The organism is Magnetovibrio sp. PR-2, from assembly GCF_036689815.1.
GTDB lineage: Bacteria > Pseudomonadota > Alphaproteobacteria > Rhodospirillales > Magnetovibrionaceae > Magnetovibrio.
Map to the genome: position 1 here is coordinate 220447 of NZ_JBAHUR010000001.1, position 14373 is coordinate 234819.

The 14373-nt window shown below is 55.6% G+C and carries 17 protein-coding genes; 16 read left to right on the forward strand and 1 reads right to left on the reverse strand.

Annotated elements, in window-relative coordinates; translation table 11 throughout:
* Positions 1 to 13: 13 nt before the first annotated feature.
* The gene (locus tag V5T82_RS01140; protein WP_332893736.1) at positions 14 to 304 is read right to left on the reverse strand and encodes a sulfurtransferase TusA family protein; all 291 of its coding nucleotides are present in this window, start codon (positions 302 to 304) and stop codon (positions 14 to 16) included.
* Between the two features lie 105 nt (positions 305 to 409).
* On the opposite strand from V5T82_RS01140, the gene V5T82_RS01145 reads away from it, so the two are divergent.
* The 16 genes from V5T82_RS01145 to V5T82_RS01220 all read left to right on the forward strand — a co-directional run bounded on the left by V5T82_RS01145 (position 410) and on the right by V5T82_RS01220 (position 14370).
* Entirely contained in the window at positions 410 to 835 is a 426-nt protein-coding gene (locus tag V5T82_RS01145) for a Ros/MucR family transcriptional regulator (RefSeq protein ID WP_332893737.1), read from the forward strand.
* 126 nt (positions 836 to 961) lie between these two features.
* Positions 962 to 1423, forward strand: a complete 462-nt coding sequence (locus V5T82_RS01150; RefSeq protein WP_332893738.1) for a Fur family transcriptional regulator — start codon at positions 962 to 964, stop codon at positions 1421 to 1423.
* A 77-nt stretch (positions 1424 to 1500) separates the two neighbouring features.
* Positions 1501 to 2859, forward strand: a complete 1359-nt coding sequence (gene miaB / locus V5T82_RS01155; protein ID WP_332893739.1) for a tRNA (N6-isopentenyl adenosine(37)-C2)-methylthiotransferase MiaB — start codon at positions 1501 to 1503, stop codon at positions 2857 to 2859.
* Positions 2856 to 3917, forward strand: a complete 1062-nt coding sequence (locus V5T82_RS01160; RefSeq protein WP_332893740.1) for a PhoH family protein — start codon at positions 2856 to 2858, stop codon at positions 3915 to 3917. The genes miaB and V5T82_RS01160 overlap by 4 nt, the downstream gene beginning before the upstream one ends.
* Positions 3914 to 4426 (forward strand): rRNA maturation RNase YbeY, encoded by a 513-nt coding sequence (gene ybeY / locus V5T82_RS01165; protein WP_332893741.1) that lies wholly within the window; start codon positions 3914 to 3916, stop codon positions 4424 to 4426. The genes V5T82_RS01160 and ybeY overlap by 4 nt, the downstream gene beginning before the upstream one ends.
* A 24-nt stretch (positions 4427 to 4450) precedes the next feature.
* Positions 4451 to 5428, forward strand: coding sequence for a hemolysin family protein (locus V5T82_RS01170; protein ID WP_332893742.1), 978 nt, complete (start codon positions 4451 to 4453; stop codon positions 5426 to 5428).
* A 15-nt stretch (positions 5429 to 5443) separates the two neighbouring features.
* Positions 5444 to 7018 (forward strand): apolipoprotein N-acyltransferase, encoded by a 1575-nt coding sequence (gene lnt, locus V5T82_RS01175; protein ID WP_332893743.1) that lies wholly within the window; start codon positions 5444 to 5446, stop codon positions 7016 to 7018.
* A gap of 201 nt (positions 7019 to 7219) precedes the next feature.
* Positions 7220 to 7690 carry a helix-turn-helix domain-containing protein gene (locus V5T82_RS01180; RefSeq protein WP_332893744.1) on the forward strand — a complete coding sequence of 157 codons (471 nt, stop codon included), beginning with the start codon at positions 7220 to 7222 and terminating at the stop codon, positions 7688 to 7690.
* A 221-nt stretch (positions 7691 to 7911) separates the two neighbouring features.
* Positions 7912 to 9105 carry a methionine adenosyltransferase gene (metK, locus tag V5T82_RS01185; protein WP_332893745.1) on the forward strand — a complete coding sequence of 398 codons (1194 nt, stop codon included), beginning with the start codon at positions 7912 to 7914 and terminating at the stop codon, positions 9103 to 9105.
* A gap of 14 nt (positions 9106 to 9119) precedes the next feature.
* Positions 9120 to 9824, forward strand: coding sequence for a tRNA (guanosine(46)-N7)-methyltransferase TrmB (gene trmB, locus V5T82_RS01190; RefSeq protein ID WP_332893746.1), 705 nt, complete (start codon positions 9120 to 9122; stop codon positions 9822 to 9824).
* A 60-nt stretch (positions 9825 to 9884) separates the two neighbouring features.
* The gene (locus tag V5T82_RS01195) at positions 9885 to 10316 is read left to right on the forward strand and encodes a response regulator (protein WP_332893747.1); all 432 of its coding nucleotides are present in this window, start codon (positions 9885 to 9887) and stop codon (positions 10314 to 10316) included.
* Between the two features lie 98 nt (positions 10317 to 10414).
* Positions 10415 to 10831 carry a response regulator gene (locus V5T82_RS01200; RefSeq protein WP_332893748.1) on the forward strand — a complete coding sequence of 139 codons (417 nt, stop codon included), beginning with the start codon at positions 10415 to 10417 and terminating at the stop codon, positions 10829 to 10831.
* Entirely contained in the window at positions 10828 to 11511 is a 684-nt protein-coding gene (locus V5T82_RS01205) for a hypothetical protein (protein WP_332893749.1), read from the forward strand. Before V5T82_RS01200 ends, V5T82_RS01205 begins: the two co-directional genes overlap by 4 nt.
* 167 nt (positions 11512 to 11678) lie before the next feature.
* Positions 11679 to 12176 (forward strand): ribosome maturation factor RimP, encoded by a 498-nt coding sequence (gene rimP / locus V5T82_RS01210; RefSeq protein WP_332893750.1) that lies wholly within the window; start codon positions 11679 to 11681, stop codon positions 12174 to 12176.
* A complete protein-coding gene (gene nusA, locus V5T82_RS01215) occupies positions 12173 to 13741 on the forward strand; it encodes a transcription termination factor NusA (RefSeq protein WP_332893751.1) in 1569 nt (522 codons plus the stop codon). The genes rimP and nusA overlap by 4 nt, the downstream gene beginning before the upstream one ends.
* Before the next feature lie 20 nt (positions 13742 to 13761).
* On the forward strand, positions 13762 to 14370 hold the full coding sequence (locus V5T82_RS01220) for an RNA-binding protein (protein ID WP_332893752.1): 609 nt from the start codon (positions 13762 to 13764) through the stop codon (positions 14368 to 14370).
* Positions 14371 to 14373 lie beyond the last annotated feature (3 nt).

Below are 14373 nucleotides of genomic sequence, written 5' to 3' on the forward strand. Positions count from 1 at the left end.
AAGAGCGCTAAACTCACGCCTTCTTGATCACCAGAAGATGAACCCCTTCGTCAGTCTCATCCGCACTTTCGGGCTCCAGGCTCACGACCTCATGCCCGATTTCGCGCACGGAGCGCGGAACATTTTCCAACGGCTCTTTACTTTTCAGACGAACTTCGGCGGTTTCTCCTGATTTCATCTTTTCGATCAAGAGTTTCGTACGAACAAACGTCATCGGGCAAACATCGCCCGTAATATCGAGAAAGTAATCGGTATGACTATTAGATGGAATAGAGCTCATGTTTTTTGTGACTTTTACTTGCATGTTTGACGACGTGGTCCTTATATAAGCATCAAAATTTTCAAATGAAACAATATGTTTGATCGGGGGGCTTCTTGCCCGGTCTTCCTTTTAGAAAGGGATTAACTGATGAGTGATAAATTAGACACGGCTGAAAAGCTTGAATTGACCACGGAAATCGTTGCCTCTTATGTCAGTAACAACTCTGTCAGCACATCGGACCTGCCCGGCGTGATCCAAGACGTGTACAAGACGTTGATGAATTTGGGGGCACAAACGGTTGAGGCGGAACGCCCCAAACCTGCTGTCCCGGTGAAAAAATCCATCACACCCGATTACATCATCTGTTTGGAAGACGGCAAAAAGCTGAAGATGCTCAAGCGTCACCTGAAAACCGCTTATGATATGAGCCCGGAAGACTATCGCGAACGCTGGGGCCTGGCGGCCGATTATCCCATGGTCGCACCCAATTATGCCAAGCACCGCAGCTCGCTGGCGAAAAAAATCGGCCTGGGCACCAAGCCGCGCAAGGGTGGACGTACTCGCAAAAAATAAGAAACCGAGCGCGCGGTTCGGCTATTGCCTCTTTACCTCTGCTGCGATCAATGGAAATATAGCTCTGTTTCCTGCGGGGACATAAAAAGTCTATAAAAACAAAGGCGATTTTAGGGGAATCGATACATGGGAGCAGACCAACTGTCACGCATTGAGGTCATGTGCCAAGAGCAGGGCATGAAGATGACCGGGCAGCGCCGTGTCATCGCGCGGGTGTTGTCGGATGCCCACGACCACCCCGATGTGGAAGAACTTCACCGTCGTGCCGTTGAGGTTGATGATCACATTTCCATCGCGACGGTGTATCGCACCGTGCGTCTGTTTGAAGAAAGCGGCATTTTGGAACGCCTGGACTTTGGTGACGGGCGCGCGCGCTATGAAGAAGCGGGTAGCGATCACCACGACCACCTGATCGACATCAATTCCGGCAAAGTGATTGAATTTCACAATGCTGCCGTCGAAGCGTTGCAAGAAAAAATTGCGGCAGAATACGGCTATCGTTTGGTGGGCCACAAACTGGAACTCTACGGTGTGCCCATCAACGCGGACAAGACCAACGACCCGGGTTCGGACGCCGACGGGGATTGACTTCGTGCGGTTCAATGCTAATTTCGCGGAAATCGGGGGCTTTTTAGCCCCTCTTTTCGTTTTGAGGACGACTGAATTTGACCAAAAAACTGCACATCAAAACCTACGGCTGTCAGATGAATGTCTATGATTCTGAACGCATTACCGAGGTCTTGAAGCCCCTGGGCTATGGCTTGAGCGATGACGGCGAAGGTGCGGATATGGTTGTGCTGAACACCTGCCACATCCGCGAAAAGGCCGCCGAGAAGGTCTATTCCGAGCTCGGGCGTCTGCGCATTCAAAAAGACAAGATGGCCCAAGCGGGCAAACGCATGGTCTTGGCTGTGACCGGCTGCGTCGCCCAGGCCGAAGGGGAAGAGGTTCTCAAACGCGCACCGTTTGTGGACATGGTATTCGGTCCGCAAACCTATCATCGCCTGCCGCAAATGGTGGCCGAAATCACCCGCCAATCGGGCCAGATTTTGGACACCGACTTTCCTCAAGAAAGCAAATTCGACGCGCTGCCCCAAGACCGTGCGGTTGAAGGTTCGGCCGCGTTTTTGGCCATCCAAGAGGGCTGCGATAAGTTCTGCACCTACTGCGTTGTGCCCTATACCCGGGGTGCCGAATATTCACGTCCCGCTGCCGACGTGTTGGCTGAAGCCAAACGCTTGGTCCAGGCGGGCGCGCAGGAAATCACGTTCTTGGGCCAAAACGTCAACAGCTACCACGGCGAAGCGCCGGGTGGCGGCGAATGGGGCCTGGCGCGTCTGATCCGCGAGGCGGCTGAGATTGACGGGCTTAAGCGCATTCGCTTCACCACCAGCTACCCTGCAGAAATCGATGATGATTTGATCAAAGCCCACGGTGATGTGGACAAGCTGATGCCTTATCTTCATTTACCGGTGCAGGCGGGGTCCGACCGTATATTGCAAGCTATGAATAGGGATCACACCATCGATGAGTACCGCGCGTTGGTGGACAAACTGCGCACCGCGCGTCCCGACATCGCCCTGTCGTCGGACTTTATCGTGGGCTTTCCGGGGGAAACGGACGGGGACTTTCAAGACACCTTAAAATTGGTCGACGACGTCACCTTCATTCAGGCTTATTCCTTTAAGTATTCGCCGCGTCCCGGAACACCTGCCGCGCTGATGGATTTTCAAGTGGACGAAGCCGTCAAGGCCGAGCGTTTGGCCGCGTTGCAAGCGCGGCTTACCGAACAAACCTTGGCGTTCAACACGGCGTCCGTGGGCAAGACTTTGCCGGTTTTGTTCGACCGGGCGGGCAAGCTGGCGGGACAATTGGTGGGCCGCAGCCCCTATATGCAAGCCGTGGTCGTGAACGATGCGCCTAACACGTTGATTGATCAGATTTTTGATGTCACCATTGAGCAAGGTAGTCCGAACTCTTTGATGGGCCGTATCCAGCCTGACAACACGAAAGCCTGCGCGTGAGCACCAAGCCAAAACCCAAATCGAAATCCAAGCCGAAAGCCAAAAAAGCCGCCAAGCCTGAGACCCGCTCGGCCAAGCTGAGCTTTGGCGACAATCATTTGGCTCAGGCGTTGTTCGGCGCACATTCAACGCACTTGGTGCAGATCGAAACCGAGCTTGACGTCTCCATCCAAGCGCGCGGTGCGGATCTCACCATCACCGGCGGTCCCAGCGGTGTGGATATGGCCGAACGGGTGCTGATGGGATTGTACGATCGCTTATCCGGCGGGCTGGAAGTGACGTCCGACGAAGTCGCGGCGGCTTTGCGCATGGTCGAACAGCCGGGCGGCAAACTGGCTGACGTGAACGTCGAAGTGCACACCAAGCGCCGTGTGATCTCGCCCCGCTCCGCCACGCAAGCGGCTTACTTGAAAGCCATTGATGAATGCGAAATGGTGTTCGGCACCGGGCCTGCGGGCACGGGCAAAACGTACTTGGCCGTGGCGAAGGCGGTTGAATTGCTGGTGCGCGGCGATGTGGACCGCATTATCTTGTCCCGCCCGGCGGTGGAAGCCGGCGAACAGCTGGGCTTTTTGCCGGGCGATATGCAAGAAAAGGTCGATCCTTACCTGCGCCCGCTTTACGACGCGCTCTACGACATGCTGCCCACGGACCAAGTGGTGAAGCGTCTGGAAAATGGCGAGATCGAAGTGGCACCCTTGGCGTTTATGCGCGGGCGCACATTGGCGAACGCGTTTGTGATTTTGGACGAAGCCCAAAACACCACCGCGGTGCAGATGAAAATGTTTTTAACGCGATTGGGCGAAAATGCGCGCATGGTGGTGACCGGCGATCTCAGCCAGGTGGATTTGCCGCGCGGCACCCGTTCGGGGCTGCGCGACGCGCGTGAAATTTTGAAGGACGTCAAGGGCCTGGGCTTTGTCGAGTTTGGCGCAAAGGATGTCATTCGTCATAAAATCGTGACACGCATCGTCAATGCTTACGACGCAGCCGAAAAACGCCGCAAGGCCAGCGCGCCTTATGAACAAGACGACAAAAACGGGACCAACCGCAAATGATCAATGCCCCCCTGCCCAATCTGTGGATCGACATCAGCCTGGAAAACGGCGATTGGAAAACGGCTTTGCCGGACCACCCAGCGATCATTGAACGCGCCATTAACGCCTGCGTCGCCAAGGCGGCCGAATGCGAAGACGAAGACGAAGCGGAGTGGGAAATCAGCGTATTGCTCACCGACGATGGTGCCGTACAGGCCTTGAACCGCGATTGGCGCGGTCAAGACAAGCCCACCAATGTTTTGTCGTTTCCCGCCAGCGCAGACGACCTGCCCATGGGCGCACCGATGATGCTGGGCGATATTGCCATAGCGTTTGAGACCGTGACCCAAGAAGCCCAAGAGCTGGACAAACCCCTGTCAGATCATTTTTGTCATCTGGTGGTTCATGGTATGCTGCACTTGCTGGGTTTCGACCATGTCAGCGATGCACAAGCCGATGAGATGGAACCGCTGGAAATTGAAATCTTAGACGGGTTGGGGGTGAAAAGCCCCTATCCCGATCGCCCCTAAAGTCGAGGTTATCGAAGAAAGCCGATGAACGACGAAGCATCATCTACCAAGCCGGATCCTTCCGAAGCGACCACGGAGGTCCGGCGAGACAAATTCACCCTGGGTTCCCTGTTTGATTGGTTGCGCGGGCGCAACGGCGAAACCGCGCGCGACCAATTGGAAGAATTGATCGAAGAAACGGAAGACGGCGAAACGTCCCTGAATACGGACGAACGTCAACTGTTGCTCAACATCTTGGAGCTGCGCGACCAAACCGTCGCCGATGTGATGGTACCGCGTGCCGACATCATCGCCATCAAAGTCGATTCCACCTTAGAAACGTTGATCGAAATCATCTCCGAAGAAGCCCACTCGCGCATGCCGCTCTACCGCGAAACGTTGGATGACGCGTTTGGCATCGTGCACGTCAAAGACGTTTTGGCGTGGAAAGGCCGCGACACGGAATTTTCCGTGTCCTCCATCGTGCGTCCGGTGCTGTTTGTCGCCCCGAGCATGCAGGTGTTGGAGCTGTTGTTGGAAATGCGGGCCAAGCGCGTGCACATGGCGTTGGTGGTTGATGAGTTCGGCGGCATTGACGGCTTGCTCACCATCGAAGACTTGGTCGAAGAAATCGTCGGCGAAATCGAAGACGAATTTGACCAAGACGAAAAACCGTTTTTGGAAAAACGCTTTGACGGCAGTTGGGACGCCAGCGCGCGCACCTTGTTGGAAGACTTCGAAGCCGCGTTGAGCGTTGAACTGTTTAACGAAGAAGAACATGACGAAATCGACACTTTGGGCGGGTTGGTGTTTTCCATCGCGGGCCGGGTGCCGTCGCGCGGTGAATTGTTGAAGCACGACACCGGGCTGGAGTTTGAAATCTTGGATGTGGATCCGCGCCGCATCAAACGCTTGCGTTTACGTGTCCCCAAAGATCTGTTGGGTGACGGGCTCAGCGCGGATGCGGCTGAAGGCACTGACATCATAGAAGCCCCCACCCCACCTCCGGCGAAAGAGGCTTAAGCTTTGTTGGGGGGCGTGTCTCAAAAATTATATGCGTGGCGGGTCCGGCTTCAAACCTTGGGCATTTGGCCGCAGCGTTTCATCGCCCTGGTGTTGGGCTTTGGCGCCGTATTTGCTATGCCCCCGGTCTATCAAATTTATGTCTTGGTGCCTGCTTTTGTGGGCTTGCTGTGGCTGTCCGCAGACGCGCCCAGCCCGTGGCGGGCCTTTGCCATCGGCTGGTGGTTTGGCGCGGGCTATTTTGGGGCGGGGCTCTATTGGGTGTCGTTTGCCCTGTTGGTTGACGCCCAAAAGTTTGCCTGGCTCATGCCCATTGCGATTTTGGGATTTGCGTTTGGCTTGGGCCTGTTTGTCGCGCTTGGCAGTGTGTTGGTGCGCCGGCTCCCTGGTGATTTAACGGCGAAAGCCTTGGTGATGGCGTCCGGCTGGACCCTGTTGGAATGGCTGCGCGGCTGGATCTTGACGGGGCTGCCGTGGAACCCGTTGGGCAGCGTTTGGGCATTTCATGACGCGCCTTTACAAGCCACGTGGGTGGTTGGCGTTTATGGTCTTAGCCTCATAACGGCCTTGGCCGCGGTCTCCGTCGGGACATTGGCAGAGGAACAGCCCAACCGATTGTCAAAGCCGTTGGTGCTGTTGGCAGGCGGCTTGCTGATGGTCGTTTGGATTGGGGGAGCGGTCCGTTTAAGCGGGGCGCCGGATGCGTCTGTCGAAGGGGTGCGATTGCGTTTGGTTCAACCCAATATTCCCCAAGCGGAAAAATGGCGAGCGGAACTGAGAACCCGCAATATGCGCGCACAGTTGGACTTAGCCCTCGCCGAGCCGTTGGCGGGTCAGCCCCATCCAACCCACATCATCTGGGCGGAAACGGCGGCACCGTTTTTCATTGAAAACTCACCCGATTGGCTCAAGGTCGTGGGTGCCGCGACCCCGCCTGAGGGCCTGACAATTTTGGGCGCGCCGCGTGTTTTGCCAGACGGTCAGCCAAATGGGGTGTTCAAAGTCACCAACAGCTTACTGGCCATCAACGGCGAAGGCCAAGTGCACGCAACATATGATAAATTTCATTTGGTGCCATTTGGTGAATACGTGCCCTTGCCCAGTTGGCTGCCGTTGGAAAAAATCACCCAAGGCGTCGGGGCCTTTACGCCGGGCACGGGCCCGGTCAGTTTACGGCTGCCTGGCCTGCCGCCCGTCAGTCCCTTGATTTGTTATGAAATCATCTTTCCCCACGCCGTCGCTGATTATGCAGATCGCCCAAGCTGGCTGCTGAATCTGACCAATGATGCTTGGTACGGCATGACGGCGGGCCCGCATCAACATTTTGTCAGTGCGCGCCTACGCGCGGTGGAAGAAGGCCTGCCGACGGTGCGGGTCGCGTTCACCGGAATCTCGGGGATCGTTGATGGGTATGGACGGGTTCAGGAGATGCACGCATTAGGCGAGAAAGGGTTTGTTGACGGAAATTTGCCACTTGCCGTTGAGGGCCGGGGGTTGTACACGCGATTTGGCAATGCCGTTGCGGTTGTTGTGTCCCTCTTGTGCTTCGGTCTGGGGCTCGTGGTAGGTCGAAAAGCCCAGACTTCTTAGCATCTATGCGTAGCAAAAGCTGTGGCCTTGAATTGTTATGGTTTACATACCATATAATGTGCGAAATGTCGGCTCTTCCCCTTGACCGCCACACGCTCTGGGGGTAAGAGAAAGTTGTCGGCGCCAGGCAATGTAAGTGATAATAATTTGCATTCGTCCGACAGACATGACGACCACTTGAATGAGAAGGATTCTCTAAAGATGGCAGCAAATCGCGCAGCCCCAAATTCAGCCGATCGCCCACCTCTCGGCACACCGCGTCCGGTTGACGTTCACGTCGGTGCACGTCTTCGCCAGCGCCGCACGCTCTTAGGGCTTAGCCAGGAAAAACTGGGCGAAGCTGTCGGTCTGACGTTTCAACAGATCCAAAAGTACGAACGCGGCGCCAACCGTATTGGCGCATCGCGTCTGTACCAGCTGTCTAACGTGTTGGACGTTTCGGTCAGTTACTTCTTCGACGAAATGCCGGGCGAAGTGCAAAAGACCCGTGGCGATTATGCGGGCTTGTCCCAGGCAGACGATATCGAAACGGCGCAAACCAACGATCCGATGGCGCGCCGTGAAACGTTGGAATTGGTTCGGGCTTACTACAAAATCGAAGACCCCAAAGTGCGCAAACGCGTCTTTGAGCTCACCAAATCCATCGCTCAGGCGGCCGGTGACGAAGACTGATTGCGTTTGGCGTAAAAACTCTGTAACAAGGGCGGGCGCTGAGATTTCTCGGCGCCTGTTTTTATGAACAAAGCCTTGGGTTCCAACCTAAGGGCCGTGGATGGATTTGGATCGCTTGCCACCACGTAAAAAAAGGCTAAGTGGGTGAACCCGGCTAATCCAATCAAATGCCAAGTCGCCCCGGATCCATAGGATCAACGCTAGAACGGGGATAATTAACCGTGGCAAAAGAAAACTTCCTTTTTACATCTGAATCCGTTTCCGAAGGTCACCCGGACAAAGTCTGTGACCGCATTTCCGACGGTGTCGTCGATGCCTTTTTGGCTGCCGACCCCGAAGCGCGTGTGGCGTGCGAAACGCTGACCACCACCAACCGCATTGTTTTGGCCGGCGAAGTGCGCGGCCCAGCACCTTTGGTGGACGCAGACGGCAACGTCGATAAAGAGCGTATGGAACAGATCGCGCGCGACGCGGTGAAAGAAATTGGCTACGAACAAGACGGTTTCCATTGGGACACCGCAGACGTGGCCGTTCACCTGCATGCCCAATCCGTCGACATCGCCCAAGGTGTGGACGCGGGCACCGGTGTCGACACCGAAGAAGGTGCTGGCGACCAAGGCATCATGTTCGGTTATGCTTGCAACGAAACCGAAGTTTTGATGCCAGCTCCGATCTTTATGTCGCACGAAATTCTGCGTTCCATGGCAGATGCACGCCACTCCGGTGCGGACGTTGGCATCCTGCCCGACAGCAAAAGCCAAGTGACACTGAAATACGAAAACGGCAAGCCCGTGACCTGTACGTCCGTTGTGGTTTCCACCCAACACGCTGAAAACCTGTCGCGCGAAGACGTGGCGGCTTTGGTGAAACCGCACATCGAACACGTTTTGCCTGAAGGTTGGATGCCGTCCGATGACGAGCTGTACATCAACCCGACGGGTAAATTTGTCATCGGTGGTCCCGATGGTGACTGTGGTCTGACGGGCCGCAAAATCATCGTCGACACCTACGGCGGCGCGGCTCCGCACGGCGGCGGCGCGTTCTCCGGTAAAGATCCGACCAAGGTTGACCGCTCGGCGGCTTACGTGTCGCGCTACTTGGCGAAAAACGTTGTGGCTTCTGGTGTTGCGGACAAATGCACCATCCAGTTGGCTTATGCCATCGGCATTTCCAAGCCGTTGTCGGTTTACGTGGACACCCACGGCACCGGCCAAGCGGACGAAGACAAGTTGGCCAAAGTGTTGCAAGATCTGGTCGATCTCACGCCGAAGGGCATCCGTACGCATTTGGGCCTCAACCGCCCGATCTATGCGCGCACCGCAGCTTACGGCCACTTCGGTCGTCAACCGGACGGCGACGGCGGGTTCTCTTGGGAGAAAACCGACATCGCTGAAAAAATTAAAGCGGCGCTCTAAGCGACCCGACTTTTATGACTTCGGATAGCGAAAAAAGCGAACCCGAATATCTGCGTTCCTACGGCCGGCGGCAGGGCAAAAAGCTCCGCCCCGGCCGTGAGCGTTTGATGGCGGAGCTTCTGCCCAAAATCAAAATTGTGCCGGGCCAGCCCATCGCCGCTCAATTCGCCTCCGGCGTCCAGTCCATGTGGATGGAAATCGGCTTCGGTGCGGGCGAACACCTGGCCATGCAAGCCCAAGCGCATCCTGACGTCGGCCTGATCGGGTGCGAGCCCTTTGTCAACGGCGTGGCAAAGCTGCTCAGCAAAATTGATGACGCCGACATTCAAAACATTCGCATCCACCCCGACGATGCCCGCGACATTTTCCCCGATATCGAAGATGGCGGCTTGGGCCGGATTTTTATTTTGTTTCCAGACCCCTGGCCCAAAATCAAACACCACAAACGGCGTTTGATCCAGTCGCGTTTGCTGGACGACTTGGCGCGACTGCTGGACGACGATGGCGAATTGCTGTTTGCTTCTGACCACATGGGCTATGTGCGCTGGACATTGGCCATGGTCTTGAAGCACCGCGATTTTGAGTGGGTCTGTGAAGGACCCGCCGATTGGCGCACACCCCCTGATAATTGGATCAAAACCCGCTATGAGCAAAAAGCATTGGCAGGCGACGTCATGGTTTATCTGCGCTTTCGCCGTAAACCGCGTTCATTGATTTGAAACGGTTTTGCGGGTTAACTGCTCTCAGTTAATAAAACATACAAAATCAAGAGACGAGAGATGGATAGATTCGAATGGGAACGCACAGGCGTGCTCATCATTGATGACGAGCCGATGATTCAAAAGCTCATCGAACAGGTTTTGCGCCAGCTTGGCGTGGTCAACATTGCCAAGGCCTTAAACGGGGTGGAGGCTATGACCCACCTCAAGAAAAAGCAGAAAATTCCCCATGTGATTTTGTGCGATATGCAAATGCCGCAAATGAACGGGCTGGAATTTATCGCCGCATTGCGGGGCCTGGACGACGTGGATCTCAACGACATCCCCATTATTGCGTGCACCACGGTCTCCAAACAAGGCGTGGTGAAGGAAGCCTTGCGCCTCGGCGTCAACGGTTTCATCGTGAAGCCGTTTTCTCTGCAAGTGATCGAAGAACGTGTGGGCACGGTGTTGGACACCATGCGCATCGGCCAAGACGAGCCCGTTTACTAGAGATATCCGGGCCATGTGAGAGAAACGGGTTGCCTTCTCCCTTTGGGTGGGTACCATGGCGACAGGGCGTGATAAGACCACCGATACAGAGATTGAAGATGGATAAATTCGATTGGGGACGCACCAAAGTTCTGGTTGTCGATGACGACCCGGCCATTGCCCAACTGATCGAGATTGTGTTGCGCCAACTGGGCGTGCGTTTTTTGGCCACGTCCGACAATGGTCAAGACGCCCTAGAGCGGCTACATAAGAAAGTGCAAACTCCCAACATCATCATTTTGGATATGCAGATGCCGGTGATGAACGGATTTGAATTTATTGCCGAACTGCGCAAGTTGTCCGACCCTGACATCAACACCATCCCCGTTTTGGCGTGTACCGCCATCGCCAAGCAAGAGGTCGTCGACGAAGCCTTGCGCCTCGGGGTGGATGGGTTCATCGTGAAACCGTTTTCCGCAAAATCGCTAAGTGAACGGCTCGAAACCGTGCTTGAGCCGATCATGAACCCTGCATGACAAAATCGAAAAAAAACGTGCCCCAGCCCAGCCAAAAAACGTTCTCTAAAATCTTCGATCTGTTCGACGCACCCGTGATGAAGGTCAATTGCGGCGAAAAATGTGCCCACTTAAACGAAGGCTCACCGGTGTGTTGCGACGTGGACAATGCCATCCCCATCATGCAGGTGGCGGAATGGAAGTTGTTGAAATCGCGCTCTGATTTGTGGAAAGCGTTCAAACCCTATGACGAGCACACCCAAGGCATCGTCGATGAACTGTCCGACCAATGCAAAGCGGTGGAATGCAAAGGGGCGATGCATTGCGAACGCGACAACCGCTCGCTGTCGTGCCGCGCCTTTCCGTTTTTTCCGTATATCGGCAAAGACGGCGAGATTTTGGGGCTGAGCTATTATTGGCACTTCGAAGACACGTGTTGGGTGGTCTCCAATCAGCATTTGGTGGAACAGGACTTTATCGATCAGTTCATCGAGGCCTATGAAATCTTGTTCAAGAAGGACCCGGAAGAATACGACGTGTTTGTCGATTATTCCGCCACGCAGCGCCGCGTTTTTTCCCGGCGCAAGCAAGCGATCCCGGTGTTGGCGCGTAAAGGTAAAATATATTTGATCAAACCCAAAAAGGGCGGCATCAAAGCGGGCCGCAAAAAAGATCTGCCGAAATTCAAGCCGTTTAAATAAGACGCATGAGAACCCTTGCGTTTTGGGGGCGAGGGGTGTAAAAACCAGCTCAGTTAACAGTCTCGTTGTCTACAGGATAGACATTGAGGTGGGCGCCAAGCGGCGGCCCGCCTTTTTTAGTTCCTGAATTTTGGCGGCGGGGCGCGCGATTAGGACGATACGAACAGATGGATTTGGCCAAACGCATCGAAGACTTGATTGCCCCGACCATTGAGGATTTGGGCTTTGAAATCGTGCGTGTGCAGCTCACGGGCTCTAAACACCCACGTCTGCAAGTGATGGCTGAACGCGTCGATGGGTCCGGAATTGATGTGGAAGACTGTGCGAAAATTTCGCGCTCCATTTCCGCGATTTTGGATGTGGAAGACCCGATTGCCAGCGAATATGCCCTGGAAGTCAGTTCTCCCGGCATCGATCGTCCTTTGACACGTGTTAAGGATTTTGAGACCTGGGCCGGTTTTGACGCCAAGGTCGAACTGTCGGTGGGGATCGATGGCCGCAAACGCTTTAGCGGGCGTTTGTTGGGCGTGGATGACACGGACAATATTTTGATGGAAGACGCAGAAGGTGAAAATTACGTTCTGCCCTTCGATGACGTTCAACGAGCCAAACTGTTGCTGACCGACGAATTGATGGCAGCAGTCACTTCGGAGCAGACAAAATGAACACGACACCGCAGACCACCGGCGTGCATGTGCGCCCAGAACTTCTGACCGTTGCCGATACGGTCGCCCGCGACAAGGGCATCGATCGCAACGAAGTCTTGGAAGCGATGGAACAAGCCATCCAACGCGCCGGGCGGTCTAAATACGGCCACGAGCACGACATCCGCGCCCACATCGACCGCACCACGGGTGAAATCACCCTGGCGCGCTACATCGAAGTGGTGGCCGACGACGCCGAGATCGAAAACGAAAACATGCAGTTGCAGATCACGCGGGCCAAGCGCAAAAAAGAAGACGCTGAGCTGGGTGAGTTCATCGTCGATCCGCTGCCACCGATCGATTTTGGCCGCATCGCCGCACAAACCGCCAAACAAGTGATCGTGCAAAAGGTTCGCGAAGCTGAACGCAAACGTCAGTTCAACGAATACAAAGACCGCATTGGCGAAATCGTCAACGGCGTGGTCAAGCGCATCGAGTTTGGCAACGTCATCGTCGACATGGGCCGTGGCGAAGCGCTGTTGCGCCGCGACGAAACCATTCCGCGCGAACACTTCAACAATGGCGACCGTGTCCGCGCCTTCATCGCCGACGTGCGTGAAGAACAACGCGGCCCGCAAATCTTCCTGTCGCGCACGCACCCCGACTTCATGGTCAAACTGTTCGCCCAAGAAGTTCCGGAAATCTACGACGGGGTCATCCAGATCATGGCTGCTGCCCGCGATCCGGGGTCCCGTGCGAAAATCGCTGTGCACTCCAATGACAGCTCCATCGATCCGGTGGGTCCGTGTATCGGTATGCGCGGTTCGCGCGTTCAAGCCGTTGTGGGTGAGCTGCAAGGCGAAAAAATCGATATCATTCAACACTCCGAAGATCCGGCGACCTTTATTGTGAACGCCTTGGCCCCGGCCGAAGTGGTCAAAGTGGTGTTGGACGAAGAAAAGAACACCATCGAAGTGGTGGTTCCGGACGATCAATTGTCTCTCGCCATTGGGCGCCGCGGTCAAAACGTGCGTTTGGCTTCACAATTGTCCGGTTGGAACATCGACATTCTGACCGAGGCGGAAGAATCTGACCGTCGCCAAGCCGAATTCCAAGCTCGCACCCAGCTCATCATTGATGCGTTGGACGTGGACGATGTGATCGCGCACCTGTTGGTGACCGAAGGCTTCACCAGCATCGAAGAAGTGGCGTTCGTTCCCATGGAAGAACTGACCACCATCGAAGGTTTCGACGACGACGTGGCCGAAGAGCTGCGCGCCCGTGCCCGCACCTATTTGGAACGCCGCGACGAAGAGCTGGCAGGAAAATGCCGCGAATTGGGCGTTGCCGAAGACCTTTTGGGTCTTGCCGGCGTGTCGGTCGAAATGGCTGTCGCCCTTGCAGAACAAGGTGTTAAAGACCGCGACGATCTGGCTGACTTGGCCGGTGACGAGCTGGTCGAAATGCTGCCGCCGCTGTTGAAAATGGGTGAAGATCAAGCCAACGAGCTGATCATGGAAGCCCGCGCGCACTGGTTCGCCGACGAAGAAGGCGAAGCTGAAGCTGAAGCGAGCGAAGAGGCGTAACGACGGTCGGAGGGCTTGTCATGAGCGCTTCGAAAGAACGATGCTGCATCGCGTCGGGCGAGACAAAACCGCAATCTGAATTGCTGCGGTTTGTCATCGGTCCGGACCAAGAGGTGGTCTTTGATGCAGCCGGTAAATTGCCGGGTCGGGGTTTATGGTTGTCCGCCCGGCTGGATATGGTAAAAACGGCCGCGAACAAAGGGCTATTCGCTCGCGCGGCCAAAGCCCAAGCCAAGGTTCCCGAAACCTTGGTCGAAGACATACAGCGGATTTTAAAAAACCGCTGTTTGGACAGGGTGGGACTGGCGCGCCGTTCAGGCGATTTGGTGCAAGGCTTTGATAAAGTCCGCGCCAGCTTGAAACAAAGCGCGCCGGGCGTGCTCATCGAAGCCCGAGACGGCGGCGATGACGGACGCGAAAAGGTTACGCGCTTGGCCCCCGGTGTTCCGGTGGTTGCGCTGTTTACGGCCGAGGAACTCGGCCGCGCCATGGGCCGCGACAATGCGGTTCACGCCTTGATGGCACAGGGCAAGATGGCGAGCATTTTTTTACAAGACACCCGGCGTCTGGCCGGAGTCTTGGATGAGCCGTTGGATGGCGTGAAGCCAAACGACGGCGTTGACGAATAAGCC

Coding starts and splice junctions, on each gene's coding strand:
- V5T82_RS01140 (WP_332893736.1), bottom strand. CDS start 304: ATGCAAGTAAAAGTCACAAAAAACATGAGCTCTATTCCATCTAATAGT.
- V5T82_RS01145 (WP_332893737.1), top strand. CDS start 410: ATGAGTGATAAATTAGACACGGCTGAAAAGCTTGAATTGACCACGGAA.
- V5T82_RS01150 (WP_332893738.1), top strand. CDS start 962: ATGGGAGCAGACCAACTGTCACGCATTGAGGTCATGTGCCAAGAGCAG.
- ybeY (WP_332893741.1), top strand. CDS start 3,914: ATGATCAATGCCCCCCTGCCCAATCTGTGGATCGACATCAGCCTGGAA.
- V5T82_RS01170 (WP_332893742.1), top strand. CDS start 4,451: ATGAACGACGAAGCATCATCTACCAAGCCGGATCCTTCCGAAGCGACC.
- V5T82_RS01180 (WP_332893744.1), top strand. CDS start 7,220: ATGGCAGCAAATCGCGCAGCCCCAAATTCAGCCGATCGCCCACCTCTC.
- trmB (WP_332893746.1), top strand. CDS start 9,120: ATGACTTCGGATAGCGAAAAAAGCGAACCCGAATATCTGCGTTCCTAC.
- V5T82_RS01195 (WP_332893747.1), top strand. CDS start 9,885: ATGGATAGATTCGAATGGGAACGCACAGGCGTGCTCATCATTGATGAC.
- V5T82_RS01200 (WP_332893748.1), top strand. CDS start 10,415: ATGGATAAATTCGATTGGGGACGCACCAAAGTTCTGGTTGTCGATGAC.
- V5T82_RS01205 (WP_332893749.1), top strand. CDS start 10,828: ATGACAAAATCGAAAAAAAACGTGCCCCAGCCCAGCCAAAAAACGTTC.
- rimP (WP_332893750.1), top strand. CDS start 11,679: ATGGATTTGGCCAAACGCATCGAAGACTTGATTGCCCCGACCATTGAG.
- nusA (WP_332893751.1), top strand. CDS start 12,173: ATGAACACGACACCGCAGACCACCGGCGTGCATGTGCGCCCAGAACTT.
- V5T82_RS01220 (WP_332893752.1), top strand. CDS start 13,762: ATGAGCGCTTCGAAAGAACGATGCTGCATCGCGTCGGGCGAGACAAAA.